The organism is Nocardioides sp. Root682 (genome assembly GCF_001427795.1).
Classification (GTDB): Bacteria; Actinomycetota; Actinomycetes; order Propionibacteriales; family Nocardioidaceae; genus Nocardioides.
The window spans coordinates 583,707-604,340 of sequence record NZ_LMHJ01000002.1 but is presented as its reverse complement, the minus strand read 5'-3'; the positions used below and the strand labels follow the sequence as shown (position 1 = coordinate 604,340).

19 protein-coding genes are annotated in these 20,634 nt (G+C 69.2%); 8 read left to right on the top strand and 11 right to left on the bottom strand.

From position 1 onward, the window contains the following. Nucleotides 1-4: 4 nt before the first annotated feature. Nucleotides 5-2,938, bottom strand: coding sequence for an excinuclease ABC subunit UvrA (gene uvrA / locus ASD84_RS15150; RefSeq protein ID WP_056712016.1), 2,934 nt, complete (start codon nucleotides 2,936-2,938; stop codon nucleotides 5-7). Nucleotides 2,939-3,106: 168 nt separating this feature from the next. Here uvrA and ASD84_RS15145 point away from each other — a divergent pair, with 168 nt between their 5' ends. The 3 genes from ASD84_RS15145 to ASD84_RS15135 are packed head-to-tail and all read left to right on the top strand — an operon-like array spanning nucleotide 3,107 to nucleotide 5,243. Continuing rightward, nucleotides 3,107-3,748, top strand: a complete 642-nt coding sequence (locus ASD84_RS15145; protein WP_056712012.1) for a maleylpyruvate isomerase family mycothiol-dependent enzyme — start codon at nucleotides 3,107-3,109, stop codon at nucleotides 3,746-3,748. Next, nucleotides 3,745-4,416, top strand: coding sequence for an MBL fold metallo-hydrolase (locus tag ASD84_RS15140; RefSeq protein ID WP_056712009.1), 672 nt, complete (start codon nucleotides 3,745-3,747; stop codon nucleotides 4,414-4,416). The genes ASD84_RS15145 and ASD84_RS15140 overlap by 4 nt, the downstream gene beginning before the upstream one ends. Further along, complete coding sequence (locus tag ASD84_RS15135) at nucleotides 4,413-5,243, top strand: alpha/beta fold hydrolase (RefSeq protein ID WP_156391968.1); 831 nt, start codon at nucleotides 4,413-4,415, stop codon at nucleotides 5,241-5,243. Before ASD84_RS15140 ends, ASD84_RS15135 begins: the two co-directional genes overlap by 4 nt. A 4-nt stretch (nucleotides 5,244-5,247) precedes the next feature. Here ASD84_RS15135 and ASD84_RS15130 read toward each other — a convergent pair whose 3' ends face one another. Beyond that, complete coding sequence (locus tag ASD84_RS15130; protein WP_056712003.1) at nucleotides 5,248-6,216, bottom strand: NAD(P)H-dependent flavin oxidoreductase; 969 nt, start codon at nucleotides 6,214-6,216, stop codon at nucleotides 5,248-5,250. A 40-nt stretch (nucleotides 6,217-6,256) separates the two neighbouring features. Here ASD84_RS15130 and ASD84_RS15125 point away from each other — a divergent pair, with 40 nt between their 5' ends. After that, a complete protein-coding gene (locus tag ASD84_RS15125; RefSeq protein ID WP_056712000.1) occupies nucleotides 6,257-7,183 on the top strand; it encodes a homocysteine S-methyltransferase family protein in 927 nt (308 codons plus the stop codon). Here the strand turns inward: ASD84_RS15125 and ASD84_RS15120 are convergent. The 5 genes from ASD84_RS15120 to ASD84_RS15100 form a co-directional block, all read right to left on the bottom strand. Further along, entirely contained in the window at nucleotides 7,176-7,784 is a 609-nt protein-coding gene (locus ASD84_RS15120) for a DNA-3-methyladenine glycosylase I (RefSeq protein WP_056711998.1), read from the bottom strand. The two genes, ASD84_RS15125 and ASD84_RS15120, sit on opposite strands and share 8 nt — an antisense overlap. A 75-nt stretch (nucleotides 7,785-7,859) precedes the next feature. After that, a complete protein-coding gene (locus ASD84_RS15115; RefSeq protein WP_056711996.1) occupies nucleotides 7,860-8,063 on the bottom strand; it encodes a cold-shock protein in 204 nt (67 codons plus the stop codon). Between the two features lie 234 nt (nucleotides 8,064-8,297). After that, nucleotides 8,298-9,392 (bottom strand): ferredoxin--NADP reductase, encoded by a 1,095-nt coding sequence (locus ASD84_RS15110; RefSeq protein ID WP_156391966.1) that lies wholly within the window; start codon nucleotides 9,390-9,392, stop codon nucleotides 8,298-8,300. A 47-nt stretch (nucleotides 9,393-9,439) separates the two neighbouring features. Beyond that, nucleotides 9,440-9,742 (bottom strand): hypothetical protein, encoded by a 303-nt coding sequence (locus tag ASD84_RS15105; protein WP_056711994.1) that lies wholly within the window; start codon nucleotides 9,740-9,742, stop codon nucleotides 9,440-9,442. Between the two features lie 6 nt (nucleotides 9,743-9,748). After that, nucleotides 9,749-10,888: a Rieske 2Fe-2S domain-containing protein gene (locus ASD84_RS15100; protein ID WP_056711991.1), complete on the bottom strand. Its 1,140-nt coding sequence runs from the start codon at nucleotides 10,886-10,888 to the stop codon at nucleotides 9,749-9,751. A gap of 38 nt (nucleotides 10,889-10,926) precedes the next feature. On the opposite strand from ASD84_RS15100, the gene ASD84_RS15095 reads away from it, so the two are divergent. The 3 genes from ASD84_RS15095 to ASD84_RS15085 are packed head-to-tail and all read left to right on the top strand — an operon-like array spanning nucleotide 10,927 to nucleotide 14,743. After that, nucleotides 10,927-12,114 carry an acyl-CoA dehydrogenase family protein gene (locus tag ASD84_RS15095; RefSeq protein ID WP_056711988.1) on the top strand — a complete coding sequence of 396 codons (1,188 nt, stop codon included), beginning with the start codon at nucleotides 10,927-10,929 and terminating at the stop codon, nucleotides 12,112-12,114. Nucleotides 12,115-12,123: 9 nt separating this feature from the next. Beyond that, nucleotides 12,124-13,170 carry an acyl-CoA dehydrogenase family protein gene (locus ASD84_RS15090; protein ID WP_056711985.1) on the top strand — a complete coding sequence of 349 codons (1,047 nt, stop codon included), beginning with the start codon at nucleotides 12,124-12,126 and terminating at the stop codon, nucleotides 13,168-13,170. A gap of 7 nt (nucleotides 13,171-13,177) precedes the next feature. Next, a complete protein-coding gene (locus ASD84_RS15085; protein ID WP_056711982.1) occupies nucleotides 13,178-14,743 on the top strand; it encodes a long-chain-fatty-acid--CoA ligase in 1,566 nt (521 codons plus the stop codon). A 15-nt stretch (nucleotides 14,744-14,758) separates the two neighbouring features. Here the strand turns inward: ASD84_RS15085 and ASD84_RS15080 are convergent, their stop codons facing one another. From ASD84_RS15080 to ASD84_RS15070, 3 genes are read right to left on the bottom strand one after another with little or no spacing between them, the layout of a single operon-like run. Further along, complete coding sequence (locus tag ASD84_RS15080) at nucleotides 14,759-15,679, bottom strand: MBL fold metallo-hydrolase (protein ID WP_056711979.1); 921 nt, start codon at nucleotides 15,677-15,679, stop codon at nucleotides 14,759-14,761. A 46-nt stretch (nucleotides 15,680-15,725) separates the two neighbouring features. Beyond that, the gene (locus tag ASD84_RS15075; protein ID WP_056711976.1) at nucleotides 15,726-17,192 is read right to left on the bottom strand and encodes an LVIVD repeat-containing protein; all 1,467 of its coding nucleotides are present in this window, start codon (nucleotides 17,190-17,192) and stop codon (nucleotides 15,726-15,728) included. A gap of 49 nt (nucleotides 17,193-17,241) precedes the next feature. Continuing rightward, complete coding sequence (locus tag ASD84_RS15070; protein WP_056711973.1) at nucleotides 17,242-17,895, bottom strand: SDR family oxidoreductase; 654 nt, start codon at nucleotides 17,893-17,895, stop codon at nucleotides 17,242-17,244. 132 nt (nucleotides 17,896-18,027) lie between these two features. On the opposite strand from ASD84_RS15070, the gene ASD84_RS15065 reads away from it, so the two are divergent. Next, nucleotides 18,028-19,464 (top strand): hypothetical protein, encoded by a 1,437-nt coding sequence (locus tag ASD84_RS15065; RefSeq protein ID WP_156391964.1) that lies wholly within the window; start codon nucleotides 18,028-18,030, stop codon nucleotides 19,462-19,464. On the opposite strand, the gene ASD84_RS15060 is transcribed toward ASD84_RS15065, so the two are convergent. Beyond that, the gene (locus tag ASD84_RS15060; RefSeq protein ID WP_056711968.1) at nucleotides 19,454-20,629 is read right to left on the bottom strand and encodes a hypothetical protein; all 1,176 of its coding nucleotides are present in this window, start codon (nucleotides 20,627-20,629) and stop codon (nucleotides 19,454-19,456) included. The genes ASD84_RS15065 and ASD84_RS15060 overlap by 11 nt on opposite strands. Nucleotides 20,630-20,634: the final 5 nt, after the last annotated feature.

Genomic DNA, 20,634 nt, shown 5'->3' with positions numbered 1-20,634 from the left:
GGGGCTATGCCTTCGCTGTGGCCTTCGCTGTGACCTTGGCCGCGGCCTTCGCCCGGACGCGCCCCTTGGGCTGGGTCGCGGCCCTGCCGGCCAGCATCGGCTTCAGGAACTGGCCGGTGTAGCTGGCCCGGACTGCCGCGATGTCCTCGGGCGTGCCCTCGGCGACCACCGTGCCGCCACGGGAACCACCTTCCGGCCCCATGTCGACGATCCAGTCGGCGGTCTTGATGACGTCGAGGTTGTGCTCGATCACCAGCACGGTGTTGCCCTTGTCGACCAGGCTCGACAGCACGCCCAACAGCTTGCGGATGTCCTCGAAGTGCAGTCCTGTGGTCGGTTCGTCGAGCACGTAGACGGTGCGGCCGGTCGACCGCTTCTGCAGCTCGGAGGAGAGCTTCACCCGCTGCGCCTCACCGCCGGACAGGGTCGTGGCCGGCTGGCCCAGGCGGACGTAGCCGAGTCCGACCTCGCACAGCGTCTTCATGTGGCGGCTGATCGCGGGCACCGCGGCGAAGAACTCGGCGGCCTCCTCGATCGGCATGTCGAGGACCTCGGCGATGGTCTTGCCCTTGTAGTGCACCTCGAGCGTCTCGCGGTTGTAGCGGGCGCCGTGGCAGACCTCGCACGGGACGTAGACGTCCGGGAGGAAGTTCATCTCGATCTTGATCGTGCCGTCACCGGAGCACGCCTCGCAGCGACCGCCCTTGACGTTGAACGAGAAGCGGCCCTGCTGGTAGCCGCGCATCTTCGCCTCGGGCGTCTGCGCGAACAGCTTGCGGACGTGGTCGAAGACCCCGGTGTACGTCGCCGGGTTGGACCGCGGCGTGCGGCCGATCGGTGACTGGTCGACGTGGATCACCTTGTCGACGTGCTCGAGGCCGGTGATCTTCTGGTGCCGCCCGGGGATGGCGCGGGCGTTGTAGATCTGCTTGGCCAGCGACGTGTAGAGGATGTCGTTGACCAGGGTCGACTTGCCCGATCCCGAGACGCCGGTCACCGCGCAGAACACCCCCAGCGGGAAGCTGACGTCGATGTCCTGCAGGTTGTGCTCACGCGCCCCGTGCACCTTGAGCTCGCGCCCCACGGTCCGCGGACGTCGTACGGCGGGGACGGGGATCTCTCGACGCCCGGAGAGGTACTGCCCGGTCATCGAGTCCGGGTGTTCGAGGAGCCCCTTGACGGTGCCGGAGTGCACCACCTGGCCGCCGTGCTCGCCGGCGCCGGGCCCGATGTCGACGACCCAGTCGGCGACCCGGATGGTGTCCTCGTCGTGCTCGACGACGATCAACGTGTTGCCGAGGTCCTTGAGCCGCACGAGGGTCTCGATGAGCTTCTGGTTGTCGCGCTGGTGGAGTCCGATGGACGGCTCGTCGAGGACGTAGAGGACGCCGACGAGGCCGGCACCGATCTGCGTGGCGAGCCGGATCCGTTGCGCCTCGCCGCCCGACAGTGACCCCGAGGGCCGGTTGAGCGAGAGGTAGTCGAGACCGACGTCGAGCAGGAAGTTGAGCCGCTCCTGGATCTCCTTGAGGACCCGCTCACCGATCTGGCGCTCGCGCGTCGACAGGTCGAGGTCCGAGAGGTAGGCAGCGGCCTCGTTGATCGGAAGGGCGCAGACCTCGGCGATGTTCTTGCCGCCCGACTCCCGGGACCCGAGCGTGACCGACATCGAGACCGGCTTGAGCCGGCTGCCTGCACAGACCGGGCACGGCACCTCGCGCATGAAGCCCTCGAACCGCTCGCGGCTGGTGTCGCTCTCGGCCTCGCGGTGGCGCCGCTCGACGTACTTTCGGACGCCTTCGAACTCCGCGTAGTAGGAGCGCTCACGGCCGTAGCGGTTCTTGGTGACGACGTGGACCTTGGTGGCGTGCCCCTCGAGGATCGCCTTCTGCGCCTTGCCCGAGAGCTTCTCCCACGGGGTGTCGACGTCGAAGCCGAGCTCCTCGCCCAGCGCGATCAGAAGCCGGCCGAAGTAGTCGGCGACGTGCGCGTGGCTCCACGGTTGCAGAGCGTTCTCGGCCAGCGTCGCGGTGGGGTCGGGCACGACCAGCTCGGGATCGACCTCCATCCGGGTGCCGAGGCCGACACAGGCCGGGCAGGCACCGAACGGGGAGTTGAACGAGAACGAACGCGGCTCGAGGTCGTCGGTGTCGATCGCGTGCTCGTTGGGGCACGCCATCTTCTCGGAGAACTTCAGCTCCTTCGGCTCGCCCTTCGCGGCGTCGACCATGTCGAAGACGACCAGGCCGCCGGCCAGGCCCAGGGCGGTCTCGACCGAGTCGGTCAGGCGTCGCTTCGCGGTCTCCTTGACCGCGAGCCGGTCGACCACGACCTCGATCGTGTGCTTGAGCTTCTTGTCCAGCGTCGGCGGCGCATCGAGGTTGTGGATCGCTCCGTCGACCCGGGCCCGTGAGAACCCCTGTGTCTGGAGCTGCTTGAAGAGCTCGACGTACTCCCCCTTGCGGCCGCTGATGACCGGTGCGAGCACCTGGAACCGGGTGCCCTCCTCGAGCGCCATCATCCGGTCGACGATCTGCTGCGGCGTCTGCCGCTCGATCGGCGCGCCACAGGTGGGGCAGTGCGCCCGGCCGGCGCGGGCGTAGAGGAGGCGGAGGTAGTCGTAGACCTCGGTGATCGTGCCGACGGTCGAGCGCGGGTTCTTCGACGTGGACTTCTGGTCGATCGAGACCGCCGGGGACAGGCCCTCGATGAAGTCGACGTCCGGCTTGTCCATCTGGCCGAGGAACTGGCGTGCGTACGCCGACAACGACTCGACGTAGCGGCGCTGGCCCTCGGCAAAGATCGTGTCGAACGCCAGGCTCGACTTTCCGGAGCCGGACAGGCCCGTGAACACGATCAGCGAGTCGCGCGGAAGGTCGAGGGAGACGTCCTTCAGGTTGTGCTCGCGGGCGCCGCGAATGATCAGCTGATCGGTCACTACCGGTCCTCGTGTATCGGGTGGTCGGGCCCCGAGGCCCGGTGGTCGAGCCTGTCGAGACCTTCGAACAAGTGTTCGCCATGGTACGGCGCCGGGGCAAGTCGCCGCGCCAGGAACCACCTTCTCACCCACCGCCGACAGCCACCGTTTCGCGGGCATGATGGTCCGGTGACCACCGCTGTCCAGACCGCCACCACCCGCCTGCTCGCCACTGCCGACGCGCTGCCCGACGACGACTGGGCGGCGCCCAGCGTGTGTGAGGGATGGAGCCGCGCACACGTCCTCGCCCACCTCGCCCTCAACGCCGAAGGGCTGGCCGGCGGACTACGTGGGCTGACCGAGGGCGTGCCGACGACCATGTACGTCTCCGACGAGCAGCGCGACCTCGACATCGCCGAGCTGGCCGCGACGACTCCGGCGACGATCCGCGAGCGACTGCACTCCTCGGCACGAGCGTTCGACGAGGCGCTCGCCGGGCTCCAGGCGCCCGAGGACGCGGGCTTCGAGCGGACTCCGGGGGCCCAGGTACTGCGGGCGCGCGTCGTACCCCTCCTCAGGTTGCGAGAGGTCGAGATCCACCACGCAGACCTGGACGCGGGCTACACGCACGCCGACTGGCCGCGCGACACCGCGATCGCCTTCCTCGACCTGTCTGCCCGCCATCCCGTGCGACCGGACTGCCGGGTGGTCGCCACCGACGGCGACGAGCTGTGGGTGTTCGGCACGCCCGGGACCGACGCCGAGGTCGTGCGCGGCACGGCCACGGCCCTGGCCTGGTGGGCATCGGGGCGCGGCATGATGGAGCCATGACCTACACCGGAGACGTGACCGTCGGCGGCGACGCCGGAGTCCGCGACCTGCCCGCGTTGACCATCACCAAGGTCGCCGTCGACGAGAAGATGGCCAACAACGCCTACCTGCTGACCTGTCGCAGCACCGGCGACCAGGTCCTCATCGATGCCGCTGACGCGCCGGACACACTGCTCGCACTGATCGGCGACGCCGGCCTCACCACCGTGATCACCACCCACCAGCACTGGGACCACCACCGGGCACTCGGTGCCGTCGTCGAGGCGACGGGGGCGGACGTTGTCGCCGGCGAGCCCGACGCGGACGCGATCACCGAGCAGACCGGCGTTCCCGTGGCCCGCAGGGTGACCGACGGGGACACGGTCGCGGTCGGCGACTGTGCGCTCGAGGTCATCCGGATCACCGGGCACACGCCCGGCTCGATCTGCCTGCTCTACCGCGACCCCGAGGGTCACCCCCATCTGTTCACCGGCGACTCACTCTTCCCCGGTGGCGTGGGCGGCACGTTCGGTGACGCCGACGCCTTCCGCTCGCTCATCGAGGACGTCGACACCAAGCTGTTCGGCACGCTGCCCGACGACACCTGGTTCTACCCCGGCCACGGCTCCGACTCCACACTGGGCGAGCAACGCCCGCACGTCGCGGAGTGGCGCGAGCGTGGCTGGTGACGGTCCTGCGGGTCGATGACACCGACGTCCATGTCCAGGTCGACGGTCCGGAGGGCGCACCGATCCTGGTGATGGTGCACGGCATGACGTGTTCGCTGCGCTGGTACGACGCCATCACGGCGCTGCTCGCCGACACGTTCCGGGTCATCCGGATGGACCTGCGTGGCCATGGCTCCACCAGGGGCGGAAGTGGCCTGCAGCCCGCCGACCAGGCGCGGATGATCGCGGCACTGCTCGACGCGCTCGGCGTCACCGCACAGGACGACGTCACGTTGATCGGTCACTCCTGGGGCAACGACGCCACCACCGATCTGGCCGCCAGTACCGGTCTGGTCACCCGGATCGTCGTACTCGGACAGGGCCCGAGCTATGCACCGGGTGTGGCGACCATGCCCCGGGTCGGGGCCCTCCTCGCACTCCCGTACCTGGCGCGACTCCATCGGTTCGCACCCGACGCCCTGCTGCGCGGCGGCCTGGCCCTCGGCTTCGCCCCAGGCTTCGACCACCAGGCCGCGTTCGCGGACCCGCAGCAGGCCTACATCGACCTGCGCGGCGCGGACCACCGCATCCCGCGGATCGTCATCCACGACCGTCGGGCACAGCTCGCCGCGAACGGCCTCGACAAACGGCTCCAGGTGCTCGGCCTGCCGGCGTTGGTCATTCTCGGCGAGCAGGACAGCTTCTATCCACCCGAGGCGTCCAGGGCGCTGTACGAGGCCGTCGGCGCCCAGGTCGTCGTACTCGGCGGCGTTGGCCATTCCGTGCAGGTCGAGCGACCGGTCGAGGTGGCCCAACTGATCCGCGACTTCGCCCCGTCGGCGGCGTGACGAGCTAGTCGCCGCCGGCCAGCGCGTGGACGATCGACGCGGCGGCCGGAAGGTCGTGGATCCGCTCGACGGTCTCGCCGGCGTAGAGCGGTGACGTCTCGAGCACACGGTCGGGAAGGTCGTGAGCCGGTGGAGCCGGGATGTAGAAGGGCAGTCGGACGGACTGGTGCGTGACGGCCCAGGCCTGCAGGGCGTCCGGTCCCCGGGCCATCATCGGACGGGTCACACGGTTGGCGACTCGAACACTTCGCGGACCGCGCGGATCCTTGCGCAGCCAGCGTTCGGTGGCGGCGTTCGGCAGGACCCGGTGGGTGCCGGGCCAACCGACACCGAACAGCTCGGTCAGCCTCGTGTCCGAGCCCTCGACCAGTCGCTGCTTGTAACCAGGCGATGCGCCGCTCTCCGCGGACATCAGGAAGCGGGTTCCACACACGGCCGCGACCGCGCCGGCGCCCAGGGCGTCAGCCACGTCAGCGGCATCCGCGATCCCACCCGCGAGCAGGAGCGGGAAGCCGGCCGGCAACGCAGCGCGGACCTGGTCGAGGAGCTCGAGAGCGCGCGTCGTACCGCGGACGTGGCCGCCGGCCTCGACGCCCTGGACGATGACGGCGTCAGCCCCGGACTCACGCGCGGCTCGCGCCTCGCCGACCGAACCGGCCTGGTGGATCCAGGGCTTGTCCGAGAACCTCGTCGGCCGTCCCCAGAAGGTCACCACGACATCAGCCTCAGCGGCCGGAGCTGCGTGGCCCCGGCGGACGAAGGGCAGCAGGAGGTTGATCGCGACGGGTCTGTCCGTACGACGTCGCACCTCGGCAAGGTGCGCGCTCAGGGCCCGCGGACCCGTCATGCCCAACGTGCCGAGCCCGCCTGCGTCGGAGACCGCGGCGGCGAGGTCCGGACCGGCGATGCCGCCACCCATCCCCGCCTGGACGACCGGCCGCGCCACACCGATCCGGGTCAAGAAGTCGATCATTCCGCCCCAGCTGCCTTCCGTCGGGTCTACGTTTCCGAACATGTCGAACTTCCCCGCCCAGGTCCCCGGCCGGCGCTACCTGACCGAGGGCGGCATCGAGACCGAGATCATGTACCGCTGGGGCCATGAGCTGCCGGAGTTCGCAATGTATCCGCTGCTCGACAACCCGGCGGCCATGGCTGACCTGCGCACCATGTATCGCGGGTACCTCGACGCTGCGGCGCGACACGGGATGTCAGCACTGATGGGCGGGCTCGACTACCGCGCCAGCCCGGACTGGGGCACCCTGATCGGCTACTCGGCCGACGGCCTCAGGGAGGCCAACCTGGCGTCGATCGCGTTCCTGCGCGAGCTCGCGGCGGAGTACGCCGACGACATCGACTCGATCCTGGTCCAGGGATTCGTCGGCCCGCGCGGCGATGCCTACGAGCGCAACGTGGTGATGACGCGCGACGAAGCCGAGGACTACCACTCCGTCCAGCTCGCGACCCTCAAGGAGGCGGGTGTCGACCTCGCCTGGGCGTTCACGTTCAACGACGAGGAGGAGGCGATCGGGGTGGCCCGCGCGGCCCGCGCCGTCGACGTGCCGGTGGCCGTCTCGTTCACGCCGACCACCGATGCCCGGGTGCACTCCGGTTCGACCCTCGCTGCCGCGATCGAGACCGTCGACGCCGCCACGGACTCGTCGGTCGAGTTCTTCGGCATCAACTGCTCGCATCCGATCGAATTCGGACCGGCGCTGACGCCCGGAGCCTGGACCGATCGGCTCCGGTCGCTGCGACCCAACGCGTCGAAGATGGAGAAGATCGCACTCTGCCAGCTCGGGCACCTGGAGGAGGGCGACGCGGAGGAGCTGGCCACGACCACGGGCGAGCTCGCCCAGCGCTACCCGCAGATCGACATCTGGGGTGGGTGCTGCGGAACCAGCGCCCGGCACCTCGACCTGATCGCCGCCGCTCTCAGCTGACCGGCAGCACGAAGGCCTTCCGGGCTGCGATCACCTCGTCGCGGGTCACGCAACCGACGACGTGGTCGTTCACCAGGCCCATCGCCTGCATGAAGGCGAAGGCCGTCGTCGGGCCGACGAAGCGCCAGCCGCGCTTCTTGAGGTCCTTCGACATCGCGATCGCTGCCGGGGACGTGGTGAGGGTCTGGGGCTCCCCCAGCTCCGCGAGCGTCGGCTCCCACCCCCAGAAGTACGACGCCAGCGACCCGCGCTCCTCGACCAGCTCGAGGGCACGACCGGCGTTGTTGATCGTCGCCTCGATCTTCCCGCGATGCCGGACGATGCCGGCGTCGCCCAACAGTCGGGCGACGTCGCTGTCGTCGAATGCGGCGACCGCCGCGAGGTCGAAACCGGCGAAGGCTGCGCGGAACGCGGGGCGCTTCACCAGGATCGTGCGCCAGCTCAGGCCGGACTGGAAGCCCTCGAGGCAGACCTTCTCGAACAGGCGTTGGTCGTCGACGACCGGGAAGCCCCACTCGGTGTCGTGGTAGGCCGGGAACTCCGGGGCCGACACGGCCCAGGCACAACGTGGGAGCCCGTCCGGGCCGGGCAGGGCTGTCATGGGTCCACCGTGCCAGAAATGACCGACAGCCCCGCGGTCCGGTGCGAAACCGGCCCACGGGGCTGTCGAGATGAATCAGATGGCGCGAACGTTCTCCGCCTGCAGGCCCTTGGGGCCGCGGGTGACGTCGAACTCCACACGCTGCTCCTCGGCGAGCGACTTGAAGCCGTTGCCCGAGATGCCGGAGTGGTGCACGAAGACGTCGCCGTCGCCACCGTCCTGCGCGATGAAGCCGAAGCCCTTGGTGTCGTTGAACCACTTCACGGTGCCAACTGCCATTTTCTTGCTCCTTGTGTCTTTTCCTACGAGGCCGCTTCGGCATGGTGCCGGCGCGGGCTGAAACCAACTGCACCGCTACCTCGTGGAAGACCAGATGGAGCTACAACAGTGAACCGTGTACCCGACAGCGCCATCGTGTGTGCTGCCGGTCTGCGGGAGGGACGTTTTACCGCTCCCCTTCAACACCGACAAGGTTAGCACCGCAGCCTGTATCACACTGCATCAACGCGGGGCTCAGCTGTAGGTGACCTTGACGGTGTCCGTGACCGGAACCGACTGGCATCCGAGACGGATGCCGTCGTCGAGGTCGTCCTTGTCGAGCACGTCGTTGTGGAGCATCCGCACGTCGCCGGCGAGCAACCGGATCGCGCAGGCCGAGCACTCCCCCTCGCGACAGGAGTACGGCGCCTTGACGCCCTTGCTCTCCAGGAAGTCGAGCAGCGTGGTGCGGGGGTTCCAGTCGTCGAAGGTGAACTCCTCGCCGTCCAGCTCGACCTCGACCTTCACGGGACCCGTGGGTGCATCGGCGAAGTCATCGGCGCCGTCGTCGTTCCCGTCAGCCAGGGCGATCTCCGCCGCGGCCTGCTGGCGCATCTCCTCGATGTCACCGAAGGGGTTGCCGCCGAGGGAGACGAACTTCTCCTGATGACGCTGGGAGCGCGGGACCTCGAGCTCCTTGAGGACGGTCGTGACCATCTTCATGAAGGGCGCAGGGCCACAGACGAATGCTTCGCGATCGAGGTAGCCGGAGCAGAACGCCTTCATCTGCTCGGGCGTCGGCAGGCCCTGGACGGACTCGAGCCAGTGGATGACCTGCAGGCGCTCGGGGTTCTCAGCAGCGAGGCGGGCGAACTCCTCGGCGAAGATGACCGACTTCTCGTCGCGGTTGGCGTAGAACACCACGATCTTGCCGGTGCCCTCGGCGAGCGCCGTACGCGTGATCGACATGATCGGGGTGACGCCCGAGCCGCCGCCGAACAGCAGCAGGTCGTTGTCGATCGACGAGGGCGTGAAGATGCCGGACGGCGGCAGCGCGCGCAGCGTGTCACCGACGGAGAGGTTGTCGCAGATCCAGTTGGAGGCGAATCCCCCGGCAGTGCGCTTCACGGTCACGGTGAGCGGCCCGCCGTCGTGCGGGCTGCTGGACAGCGAGTAGCACCGTGCGGCGATGCCGGTCTGGTCGCTCGGCACGGCCACGGTGAGGAACTGGCCCGGCTTGTAGACGAACTTCTCCTCCGCGCCCGCGGGCACGGCAAAGCTGATCGACTTCGCGTCGGCGGTCTCCTCGACCACACCGACGACGTCCAGCACAAAGGACTCGATGTCCACGAAACTCCCTACAGACTCACGATTGACGCTGCGTTGACGCGACCGGCTCAGTAGCCGTCGAGCGCACCGATCGGGACATCTCCGGCCCGAACAGCGTCATCGATGCTAGCCATCATCCGGGAGCAGGGCTTGTGCACGTCCCGCCTGCCGGTACCGGGATCCTGTCGCGCGAACTCTTGACAATTGGCCCGGGCCTCGGTGCTCCATTGCAGCGAGGTCTGGTGATCGCTGTTCTTCTTGACCCGCACCGTGGCCAGGCAGTCGAGGCAGGCGACGTCGACGAGGCGGGCCTCGGTGTAGAGCCGCTGGTCCTCGAGGGTTTCCGCGCGTGCCGGGACGAAGGAGGACATGGCGGGCTACGCGTCCGCCGGTGTCTCGGCCGTCTCGGCGGCCATCTTCGCCAGGTTCTCGGCGACCTCGGCGTGCCAGTACTCGTTGGCCTTGGTGGTGTCGACCTCGAACTCGAAGCGGTCCACCATCTCGGGCTTCACGTCCGCGACGTCGACGTAGAACTGCTCGTACCAGCGGCGCAGCTGGTAGACCGGGCCGTCCTCCTCGCACAGCAGCGGGTTCTGCACGGCCACCTTGTTCTCCCAGATGGCGACGTCCTGGAGGAAGCCGTCGCCGAAGGACTCGGTGTACTTCTCGGCGATGTAGTTGACGGTCTTCTCGTCGAGGCCCTCGGGCTTGCGGACGCTGATGCCGTACTGGAGCGTGAAGGACTCCGGTCCCGTCGGGATGTGGCAGTTGATCAGGATGACCTCGGTGACGAAGCCCTTGTAGTCGACCTCGAGCCAGTTGATCATGTACGACGGCCCGTAGTAGGTCGCCACCGACTTGAGCATCGAGTCCTCGTCGCCGTACCCGCCCGACATGTCGGGACGGCCCTTCGACTCCATGAACTGGGTGGCGGTGTTGCCGTCGAAGACGTTGCGGAAGCTCGTGGGGAACGCGAAGTGCACGTAGTAGAAGTGCGCCATGTCCGCGACGTTGTCGATGAGCTCGCGGCAGTGCGATCCGTTGATCTGCCGGACGTGCCAGGACCACGGCGTGTACTTCTCCGTCATCACGTCGGGCAGCTCAGGCGGCAGGAGGTCGTGGTCCGCGGCGGATCCCTCGGGGTCGTTCCAGATCAGCAGCTGCCCGTTGCGCACGGCCGTCTCGTAGCGCTGCGTGCGCGCGCGGAGCGGCACCCGGCGGGCGTAGGGGATCTGCTTGCACTTGCCGTCGCCGCCCCAGCGCCAGTCGTGGAACGGGCAGGCGATCTGGTCACCCTTGACCTCGCCCTGGGTGAGGTCGCCGCCCATGTGGCGGCAGTAGCCGTCGAGCACGTTGAGCTCGCCCTGGCTGTCCTGCCAGACGACGAGCTTGGTGCCGAAGCCTTCGATCGCGTGCGGCTTCCCGTCGCCGAAGTCCGTTGCGAGGCCGAGGCAGTGCCAGCCGCGCGCAAAGCGCAGCGGTGCGATTCCCTGATCCAGAAGGCGCGTGTCGCTCATACTAGAACACGTTACAGTTTTCGGGTTAGGCTAGCAACATGCACATCGATCTGGAGCCGCAGCAGATTGCCCTGCGCGAAGAGCTCCGCGAGTACTTCGCACAGCTGGTCACCCCCGAGATCCGCGCCGGCCTGGCCTCGGCCACCGGCGAGTTCGGCGAAGCAGGCGTCTACCGCGACGTCATCCGCCAGATCGGCAGTGACGGCTGGCTCGGCATCGGCTGGCCCAAGGAGTACGGCGGCCAGGCCCGCTCCATGGTCGAGCAGCTCATCTTCACCGACGTGGCCGCCATTGCCGGCGTACCGATCCCCTACCTGACGCTGAACACCGTCGGGCCCACGATCATGCGGTTCGGCAGCGACGAGCAGAAGGAGTACTTCCTCCCGAAGATCCTCGCCGGCGACCTGCACTTCTCCATCGGCTACTCCGAGCCCGGCTCCGGCACCGACCTCGCCTCGCTGCAGACCAAGGCCACCCTCGAAGGTGACGAGTGGGTGATCAACGGCCAGAAGATGTGGACCTCGCTCATCCAGTACGCCGACTGGCTCTGGCTCGCGTGCCGCACCGAGCCGGACGCGTCGCGCCACAAGGGCCTGTCGATGATCCTCGTGCCGGCCCAGGCCGACGGCGTCTCCTACACGCCGGTCCACACCGTTGCAGGTGTCGGCACCTCCGCCACGTACTACTCCGACGTGCGGGTTCCCGCAGAGAACGTCGTCGGCGAGCGCGGCGGCGGCTGGGCCCTGATGACCAACCAGCTCAACCACGAGCGGGTGGCCCTCACCTCGGCCGCACCGCTCCAGCACTCGCTGCAGCTCGTCCTGGACTGGGCCCGAGCCACCCGCAACCCCGACGGATCCCGCGTCTTCGACACCGAGTGGGTCCAGATCGCGCTCGGCCGGGCGCACGCCCGCATCGAGGCCCTCACCCTGATCAACTGGAAGCTCGCCGCCGACGCTGACCACGGAGTCCAGCTCTCCCCCGCCGAGGCATCCGCGACGAAGATCTACGGCTCCGAGCTCGCGACCGAGGTCTACCGCGCACTGATGGAGGTCGTCGGACCGCAGGCCGGCGTGACGGGCGACTCCCCCGGCGCCGCCCTGGCCGGGCGGCTCGAGCGGTTCCACCGCTCCTCGCTGGTGATGACGTTCGGTGGCGGCACCAACGAGATCCAGCGCGACATCATCGGCTACATCGGACTCGGCCTGCCGGCCGCGAAGCGCTAGGGCAACGACATGGACTTCCTCTTCACCCCCGAGCAGGACGAGGCCGCCGAGCTCGCGGCGCAGATCCTCACGGACAGGACCACGAACGACCGACTCAAGCAGGTCGAGGCCGGCGGCGACCGCTTCGACCGCGACCTGTGGGCCGACCTGGACCGCGCCGGCCTGCTGTCGCTCCACCTCCCCGAGTCGGCTGGCGGTGCCGGGCTCGGACTCATCGAGCTCGCGCGGGTCCTCGTCGAGGTCGGCCGCCGCGTCGCCCCCGTCCCGCTGGCCGTGCACGGTGCCTGCACCGCATTCCTCTCCGAGCAGGGCGTCGCGGTCGACGGCCGGTTGTACGCAGCTGCCGTCGCCGAGGAGCGGTCCCACCTGCCCGCAGCACCAGTCGTCGCCGCAGACGCCGCCGGTGTGCTCAGCGGCACCAAGACCCTCGTCCGTGCCGGCATGGCCGCCGATGTCTTCCTGGTCACCGCGACCGGCCCGGACGGTCCGGGCGTGTACCTCGTCGACGCGACTGCCACGGGCGTCGAGCGGGTCGCCCAGAAGACGAGCGACGGCGACGTCGCTGCCCTGGTGACCTTCACCGGCGCCGGGGCGACCCGCTTGGGCGATGCCGCTGCAGCCGAGCGGTTCGGACAGCTCCTGATCACCCTCGCGGCCGCCGAGCAGCTCGGTGTCACCGAGGGAGCGTTGAAGCTGACGGCGTCGTACGCGAAGACGCGGGAGCAGTTCGGCCGCCCCATCGGCACCTTCCAGGCCGTCTCCCAGCGGCTCGCCGACGGGTTCATCGACGTGCTCGGCCAGCGGCTGACGTTGTGGCAGGCCGTGTGGCGCCTCCAGGAGGGCCTGCCTGCAGCCAGCGAGGTCGCCACGGCAAAGCTGTGGGCCGCCGACGCCGGTCACCGGATCGCCCACACCACGGTGCACGTGCACGGAGGGGTCGGCATCGACATGGATGGCGAGGCGCACCGCTACTTCACCACCGGCAAGCGGTTCGAGTTCCTCTTCGGCGGAGCGACCGAGCAGGCGCTGCTGATCGGGCGCGCCTTCGCCTCGTGAGGCCTTCGTGAGCACCGTGCGCGACCTGTTGCTCGCGCGGGCTGACGACACCCGGCCGGGCCTGCTGTTCGAGGAACGGTCGTGGTCGTGGGCGGACGTGGTCCGGGAGAGCGCCGCACGCGCAGCAGCGCTGGACGTGCTGCTCGACCCGGACCGCCCGCCGCACGTCGCGGTGCTCTTCGACAACATCCCGGAGTTCACGTTCGTCCTGGGTGGGGCAGCCCTCGGCGGGCACGTTGTCGTCGGGCTCAACAGCACCCGTCGCGGCGCGGCCCTCGCTGCCGACATCGCTCGTACCGACGTCCAGGTGGTGCTCACCGAGCCCCACCTGCGCGACCTGCTGCCGAACGATCTCCCGGTCGAGGTGATCGACGTGACCGGCGAACGGTGGCAGACGCTGCTCGCCGGGCACACCGCAGCCGACGTACCGCGCCGAGAGGTCGCGGAGGGCGACCTGCTGATGCTGATCTTCACGTCAGGCACGTCCGGTGACCCGAAGGCGGTCCGGGTCACGCACCAGAAGATCGCCGGACCCGGCGTGATGCTCGGGGACCGCTTCGGGCTCAGCGCCGCCGGACGGCAGGACGTCGCGTACGTCGCCATGCCGATGTTCCACTCCAACGCGATCATGGCCGGCTGGGCGCCAGCGCTGGCCACCGGCTCCACGGTCGCGTTGGCCCGCAGGTTCAGTGCCACCGGCTTCCTGCCCGACGTACGGCGGTTAGGAGCCACCTACGCGAACTACGTGGGCAAGCCGTTGACCTACGTGCTCGCCACCCCGTCCCGGCCGGACGACGCCGACAACCCGCTGCGGCTGGTGTTCGGCAACGAGGCCAACGAGGGCGACATCGCGGCCTTCGCGGCCCGCTTCGGCTGCGAGGTCATCGACTCGTACTCGTCGACGGAGAACGCCGTGATCGTGCAGCGCCGACCGGGGATGCCGGCTGGCAGCCTCGGCATGCCGCTGCCGGGGATCAAGGTGCTCTCACCGGAGACCGCAACGGAGACCCCCGATGCGCTCTTCGACCCGCAGGGCCGGCTCCTCAACCCCGACGAGGCGATCGGCGAACTGGTCAACACCGAGGGCGCCGGCGCCTTCGCCGGGTACTACCGCGACGACGAGGCGGAGTCCGAGCGCATGCGCGGCGGCATGTACTGGTCCGGCGACCTCGCCTATCGCGATGCCGACGGCTGGGTGCACTTCGCCGGGCGGACCGGTGACTGGTTGCGGGTCGACGGCGAGAACCTCGCTGCGGCCCCGATCGAGCGGATCCTGCTGCGCCACCCGGCGATCGCCGAGGCGGCCGTGTACGCGGTGCCCGACGAGAAGGTCGGCGACCAGGTGGCGGCGGCGCTCGTCCTGCGCAGCGAGCTGTCGGCCAGCGACCTCGAACGGTTCCTGGCAGAACAGTCCGACCTGCAGGTCAAGGCGCTGCCGCGGTTCGTGCGCGTCGTCGACTCGCTCCCCCGCACCGCGACGAACAAGGTGCTGAAGCGTGTCCTCAGCTCCGAGCCACTTCCCGCGTCCGGAGCTGTCTGGACGCGCGAGGCGCGCGGGACGTCGTACCACTGACGGTCAGGCTGGCGGTCAGGGAAGGTCGCGCCACGGGTCCTCGCGCTGCCACACCTTGGGGAAGTGCAGTGCGACTCCCTGAGCGGTGGCGAGCTCGTCGAACACCCTCATCGTGACGTCGAGGTCATCGCCCGCGAACGGCAGCGCACGCAGCGGCTGGTCGAGGGGGCGGAAGAAGTCGTCCCAATGGGTGAGGACGACCCGTCGCGCCCCGACGGCCTCGACCGTCTCCGCCCAGTAGGTGCGGATGTACGGCTCGCTCTGGATGCCGAGCTGTCCGACGCCGAGGTACGCGACATCCGCCTTGCGTCCGGCGAGCGACCCGGCGACGTACCCGGCGCTGCCCTGCAGCAGGGCCGTGCGACCGCTGGTGTGCTCCACGAGGATCGACCATGCCTCACCGCACTTGTAGGCGCCCATCTTCACCGGCGGCACCAACGGCTCGGTGATCACGCCCGGTGAACGGTCCGGCGGACAGTGGTGGGACTCGACCAGGGTCAGGGTGAAGGCGCCGTACGTCATCGGCTCTCCGGGCGTGGCCACCCGGATCAGATCCTCCGAGAGACCGTGTCCGCGGCCGATGTTGGCGGCGGACTCGCCGCCCACCAGCACGGCGCCCGTCCTCGCGGCCACGACTGCCGAGTCCATGCCGTGGTCGTAGTGCGTGTGCACCGGCAGGACGGCCGCGAGCTGCTCGACACCCGCCCTGGCCAGGCAGGCATCGATCCGCGCCTCGTCGGGTGCGATCCTGCCGAAGGCCGACCTGAGCAGCGGCGGTCGCGAGAAGAACCCGTCGGTCATCACCGCCGAGGTGCCGTCGTCCAGCAACAGGCTGGCGACGCCGAGGAAGGTCACTCCGAAGGTGCCCTCCGCGAGCGGTACGTCGAAACGATCGGCGTACGCAGCAATGTCGGGACGTCCGGGCTTCAGGCGCATGTCGCCACGCTAGCGGTCGCACTGCGCGACAGGTCCTGTCACGTCGCTACGGCAACAGTGCCGCTGCCGTGCCCCGCAGGCCCACCGCGAAGAAGCCCTCGTCCATGTCGGAGTACCAGACCTCGCCGCGCTCCACGTCCCAGGCGGGTTGCGACATCGCGGCGGCACCGTCCGGACCGGGCTGGTTGAAGTAGCCCACCTCGCGGGGGCGCTCGACGTCGGAGATGTCGAACAGGCGCAGCCCCGAACCGACCATCGAGCAGGCCGCGATCTGCGGGTCATCACGGGTCGGGAGCGAGCAGTAGTGACCCGTGTAGCTCCGAACGATCATCCTCGCCCCTCGGTCGCCCATCACCTCGTCCCGCACGAGCGGGTCGTGGACGTCGAGCCGGACGTTGGACACGACGACGGGCACGCGCGGGTCGGTGACGTCGATGATCCGCGCGGCCCCGACCGGGCTCCTCGGGGAGTTGAAGTGCGTGACGTCACCGAAGAGGTCGCTGAACTCGTCGACCTCGAAGACGTACCTGCGCGAGCCACGGGTGAACGGCTCGGCGACCTGCGGGATGGAGGACTCCTCCCACGTCAGCCTGGACAGGGTACGGATCCGGGGACCGGCCCGACGGTCCTGGATGTCGGAGACGTCGAGGATGTCGAGACCGGCGCCGTCGAGGACGCTCCCGCTGAGGAGACCGGGGCTGCCGATGTTGGCGGCGTACATCGTGCGGCCGTCGTCGGACAGACGCAGGCCGTGATAGACGACACCCGTCTTCGTGTGCAGCACCCGTGGCCGCCGCGGGTCGGCCAGGTCGACCGCTGTCAGCGTGAAGCCCGCCGCACCGGCGGTCCAGAACGTCTGCCCGTCAGGTGCGAAGCCGCTCTCGTGCCCCATCACGCCTGACAGGGTCGTCGACATCAGCCGCGGCCTGCGGCAGTCCTGGCTCACGTCGTACACGTCGAGGATGCCCGGGGCGGTTGCCAGCGTGCCCATCACAGCGGCCAGCAGTCCGCGCTCCTCGTTGACGAGCAGCGACTCGTGCGGCTGGAGCATGGCGGGCGTGATCAGGTTTGCCGTCTTCACCGGCTTCGCCGGATTCGTCATGTCGAGCACGACGACCCCGAGACCGGCTCCACCGGTGAGGAGGCTCGTCAGGTTGAGTCCGACCATCAACGCCGAGTCGTAGTACGCACAGGTTCGTCCGGTCACATCGGTGTAGCGCTGGACCTTGTAGCCGCCCGAGCCGAGCACCGAACGCTTGCCGTGGTGGCCGACCTGCACCGTGTTGCACCGGTAGCCCTGCGCGGCCCGCCCGGACCCGTAGTCGGCCGTCGGCACCCGTCCCTGCACCGACGACTCGGGCAGATCTCCGTCGGAACACGTGGCCTCGGGAACACCGCTCAGGGAGAGGTCCGCCTGGGACGAACCAGCCGTCGCCACGGCGCCGGTCACGACCAGCGCGGCTGCCAGCAGGGAGAGGAGAACCCGTCGGATCCCCGAGGAACGATGGCGCATTCGCACACCCTCGCACGGCCCCGCGGACGTGTCGACCGTCTCGGCTCCCCTAGCCCGTGTACGGAATCTCGGTCTGCCAGGCGGACTCGTCCTGCTCCACGGCAGCACGGAGCGCGCGAGCCACGTTGTCGGGGGTGAACGCGCCCTCCTTGGCCAGCATGCCGCGGACGGTGACAGAGACCGCACGGATGCCGTCGCCCTTCACGGTCGCGTCGATGCTGCGCACCAGGTTCTGCACACCGGCCTTCTGGACGCCGAGCGAGGCTGCGCCGAACCACGGCGAGTCGGCGGCCATGCTGCCGGTGACGGAGATCCGGCCACCGGGGCCCATGAACGGTCGCGCGGCCTGGACGAGCGTCAACAGGGCGCCGACACCGAGCCGGACATCGGCGAGCAGCTCGTCCGGGCTGAGTGCGAGCGGGTCCTTCTCCCGATACGCACTCGGGTTGAAGTGCACGACGTCGTAGTGGCCGACGTGGGTGCCCATCCGGGTCACCACGGCACGGGTGGCGGCATCGTCGGTCAGGTCCACGACCGCCGTACCGGCAGTGCCCCCGGCTGCCTCGACCTCGGCTCCCAGCGTCGCCAGGACCCCCGCCTCTGCTCCCAGCAGCCCGACACCGAAGCCCTCGGCGGCATAGAGCCTGGCCAGCGAACCACTCACACCCGGGCCGGCGCCGGCGATCAGGACGTTGCGCGTCATGGACACATCGTAGGGCGCCTCGACCGGGCGGGACGGCGGAGCACTGCCCCCGACTCTGCCCCATCGGCCTTGCCCGTTGCCGGGGCCGGGACTTCGATGGAACCAGGCTGCCGCACGACACCGGAGGCCGCATTGCCGGACCAATCACGGCGCTCGGGAGCCGGCACCTTGTGGCTCGGAGCGCACACGCGCTCCGAGCATCAGCTGTCCCTGCAGTTCGGCCTCGACGACCTGCGGTTCACGGCGTCGTACTGGTACGAGGACGTCGACCTGGTCGACCTCGAGCGAAGGTACGGCACCGACGTCCTGGACCGGGTCTACTTCCACCTCGCGGCCTTCACCGCCAACACGCTGGTCAGCCTGCAACCCGCGACCTTCGACCCCGGCCCCTACCAACGCCACTGCACCCCCGAGTTCTGGGCCCTCTGGCGAGGGGTCGTCCACGGTGTGTGGGCGCAGTGGCGCTTCGAGCACGACCTGCCGGACTACGAGGGGCCAGACCTGTTGCGGTCCCCTGCCGAAGCCGTGCCGAGCCCGGTGTCGACCACGGCCCACGGCGACCCGGACCTGCCGAAGGTCCTGGCGTTCTTCGGGGGTGGCAAGGACAGCGTCGTCTCGCTGCGGCTGCTCCAGCGATCCGGGATCCCGTGCGACACCCTGGTGTACTCGAGCTCGACGTATGGATGCGCAGAGAAGCAGCACGCCCTCTGCAGCACCCTCCTCGACGCGCTCGCGATGCCAGCAGGAGGGCGCCGCCGGATCTGGTCGTACGACGACCTGGTCGACAGTCCCGTCGCGCGACTCATGCCGCACCACGATCTGCTGCCCCTCACCGCGGCAGAGACACCAGCGTCGGTGTTCGCCGCCGTACCCCTGGTGCTCGCCCATGGCTACCGCGGACTGTGTCTCGGGCACGAGCGCAGTGCGGACTCGGGCAACACGGTGCGGTCCCCGGCAGGTGACGAGGTCAACCACCAGTGGGGCAAGTCAGCCGAGTGCGAGGAGGTCCTCGCCGGCTACCTGCGCACCCACCTGGTCGCCGACTGTCACTACTTCAGCCCGTTGAAGGCGGTGCACGACCCGTTGATCTTCACCATGCTCGCGGCCGAACCCGGCGCCATCGCGTTCACGCATTCGTGCAACGTCGACAAGCCGTGGTGCGGCCGGTGCGCGAAGTGTGCCTACGTGTGGCTCGGCTACAGCGCGTACCTCGACCCCGACATCGTCCAGCGGACCTTCCGAGGTCACGGCAACCTGCTCGACCACCCCGACAACCAGGTGTGGTTCCGGCAGCTGCTCGGGCTGGCCGACCACACGCCGTTCGAGTGCGTCGGCGGGATCGACGAGACCAGGCTGGCCTTCGAGCTGTGTCGCCGCCGCGGCCTGCGGGGCACGGCGATGGAGATGTTCGAGCGCGAGGTCGCGCCGGTGGACGTCGATGGACTGCTGACCCGCTATCTCGGCGTCGGTTCCCTCGGCGCCTGGTGCCCACCCGCTCTGCGAGCACCGATCGAGGCAGAGCTGCACCGGGCTGCCGCCAGGGCATTCCCACTGCTCGCTACTTCTTGAAGGACCGGAACCCGACGTAGTCGTAGTGGTCCCACTTGCTCGCATCCATGTGCAGCGAGATCGAGAGGATCCCGACACCCTCGGTCGCGTTCATCGCACTGATGAAGAGGTCGTGGCCGACGTTCAGGCCGGTGTGGCCTGACTCGCCCTTCTCCTTGTTGTGGAACGAGACGAGGTCACCGGTCTGGGCGAAGACACCGGGCTCCAGCTCCTCGGGGTTCTTCGTCTCCTTCGTCTTCTCCCACGCCCCCTTCGCGTTCTTGACGTGTTTCTCGAACACGCCACCGGCCAGGAGGTACTTCGCGATCACCTTGCCCCGGCCGTCGAACTCGAAGATCTCGGCGACGGACTTGCCGTCAGCAGCGAGATGGATGAGCTGAGAGTACGGGAAGTGCTTGAGGTCCTTGCCCGGCTCAAGGCGTGCCTTGCCCTTGTCGACGTCGGCCGCCAGGTCGTTCGCCTTGTACGACCAGGCCTTGTCGTCGCCGTAGAACGGGTACTTCGACTTCCCGATCGCCGCGCCCGACCTGGCGAGGTACGCATCGGCGACGAGCTTGTTGCACTTCCACGACTCGGCACCGAACCGGCCCGTGCTCCCGGCGACACCGGGGTTGGACGCGCCCTCGCTTCCGGGCCGGGTCGTCATCCACAGCTTGTTCTGGGCGCTCGGCGTCCCGGCAACCTTGTCCATGTTCAGCTTCTCGGCCGAGAACACGATCGCCTGGAGCCGGGCGGGCAGCTTGTCGAAGGTCTTCACTGCGGCGATCTCGCCCGCGAGGTCGTTGACCGCCGCGAGCAGTCGGACGTGGAAGCCCGAGTCGTCACCGTGGGGTCCGGCGGAGCCGTGCAGGACGGCGTAGTCGAGCATCTTCTTGAGAGCCGCGGCGGCGCGCTTGTGGCCCGCCTTGTCCAGCGCATCGATCCGCACCGCGCCGAAGGTGCCGAGGATCATCGCGCGGACGGTCTCCCCGAAGCGCTGCACCGTGGCCTGGTTGCCGGCCCAGCGCTGCAGGGCGGTGACGTGGTGGGCGTCGGCCGGCCAGGTGCCCGGAGAGCGATTCGGTACGACGGCGACACCCGGGGCGGCGCGGACGTGCGCCGATGCCCGCTCGTCACTCACCCCGCCGCGCGCACGGCGGGGCTCACCGTGCAGCCGGTCGCGCATTCCCC

Excerpts from the sequence above, each read along its gene's own strand:
- ASD84_RS15140 (WP_056712009.1), top strand. The coding sequence starts at position 3,745 with ATGACCTACACCGGAGACGTGACCGTCGGCGGCGACGCCGGAGTCCGC.
- ASD84_RS15130 (WP_056712003.1), bottom strand. The coding sequence starts at position 6,216 with ATGATCGACTTCTTGACCCGGATCGGTGTGGCGCGGCCGGTCGTCCAG.
- ASD84_RS15125 (WP_056712000.1), top strand. The coding sequence starts at position 6,257 with ATGTCGAACTTCCCCGCCCAGGTCCCCGGCCGGCGCTACCTGACCGAG.
- ASD84_RS15120 (WP_056711998.1), bottom strand. The coding sequence starts at position 7,784 with ATGACAGCCCTGCCCGGCCCGGACGGGCTCCCACGTTGTGCCTGGGCC.
- ASD84_RS15115 (WP_056711996.1), bottom strand. The coding sequence starts at position 8,063 with ATGGCAGTTGGCACCGTGAAGTGGTTCAACGACACCAAGGGCTTCGGC.
- ASD84_RS15105 (WP_056711994.1), bottom strand. The coding sequence starts at position 9,742 with ATGTCCTCCTTCGTCCCGGCACGCGCGGAAACCCTCGAGGACCAGCGG.
- ASD84_RS15100 (WP_056711991.1), bottom strand. The coding sequence starts at position 10,888 with ATGAGCGACACGCGCCTTCTGGATCAGGGAATCGCACCGCTGCGCTTT.
- ASD84_RS15095 (WP_056711988.1), top strand. The coding sequence starts at position 10,927 with ATGCACATCGATCTGGAGCCGCAGCAGATTGCCCTGCGCGAAGAGCTC.
- ASD84_RS15090 (WP_056711985.1), top strand. The coding sequence starts at position 12,124 with ATGGACTTCCTCTTCACCCCCGAGCAGGACGAGGCCGCCGAGCTCGCG.
- ASD84_RS15080 (WP_056711979.1), bottom strand. The coding sequence starts at position 15,679 with ATGCGCCTGAAGCCCGGACGTCCCGACATTGCTGCGTACGCCGATCGT.
- ASD84_RS15075 (WP_056711976.1), bottom strand. The coding sequence starts at position 17,192 with ATGCGCCATCGTTCCTCGGGGATCCGACGGGTTCTCCTCTCCCTGCTG.
- ASD84_RS15070 (WP_056711973.1), bottom strand. The coding sequence starts at position 17,895 with ATGACGCGCAACGTCCTGATCGCCGGCGCCGGCCCGGGTGTGAGTGGT.
- ASD84_RS15060 (WP_056711968.1), bottom strand. The coding sequence starts at position 20,629 with ATGCGCGACCGGCTGCACGGTGAGCCCCGCCGTGCGCGCGGCGGGGTG.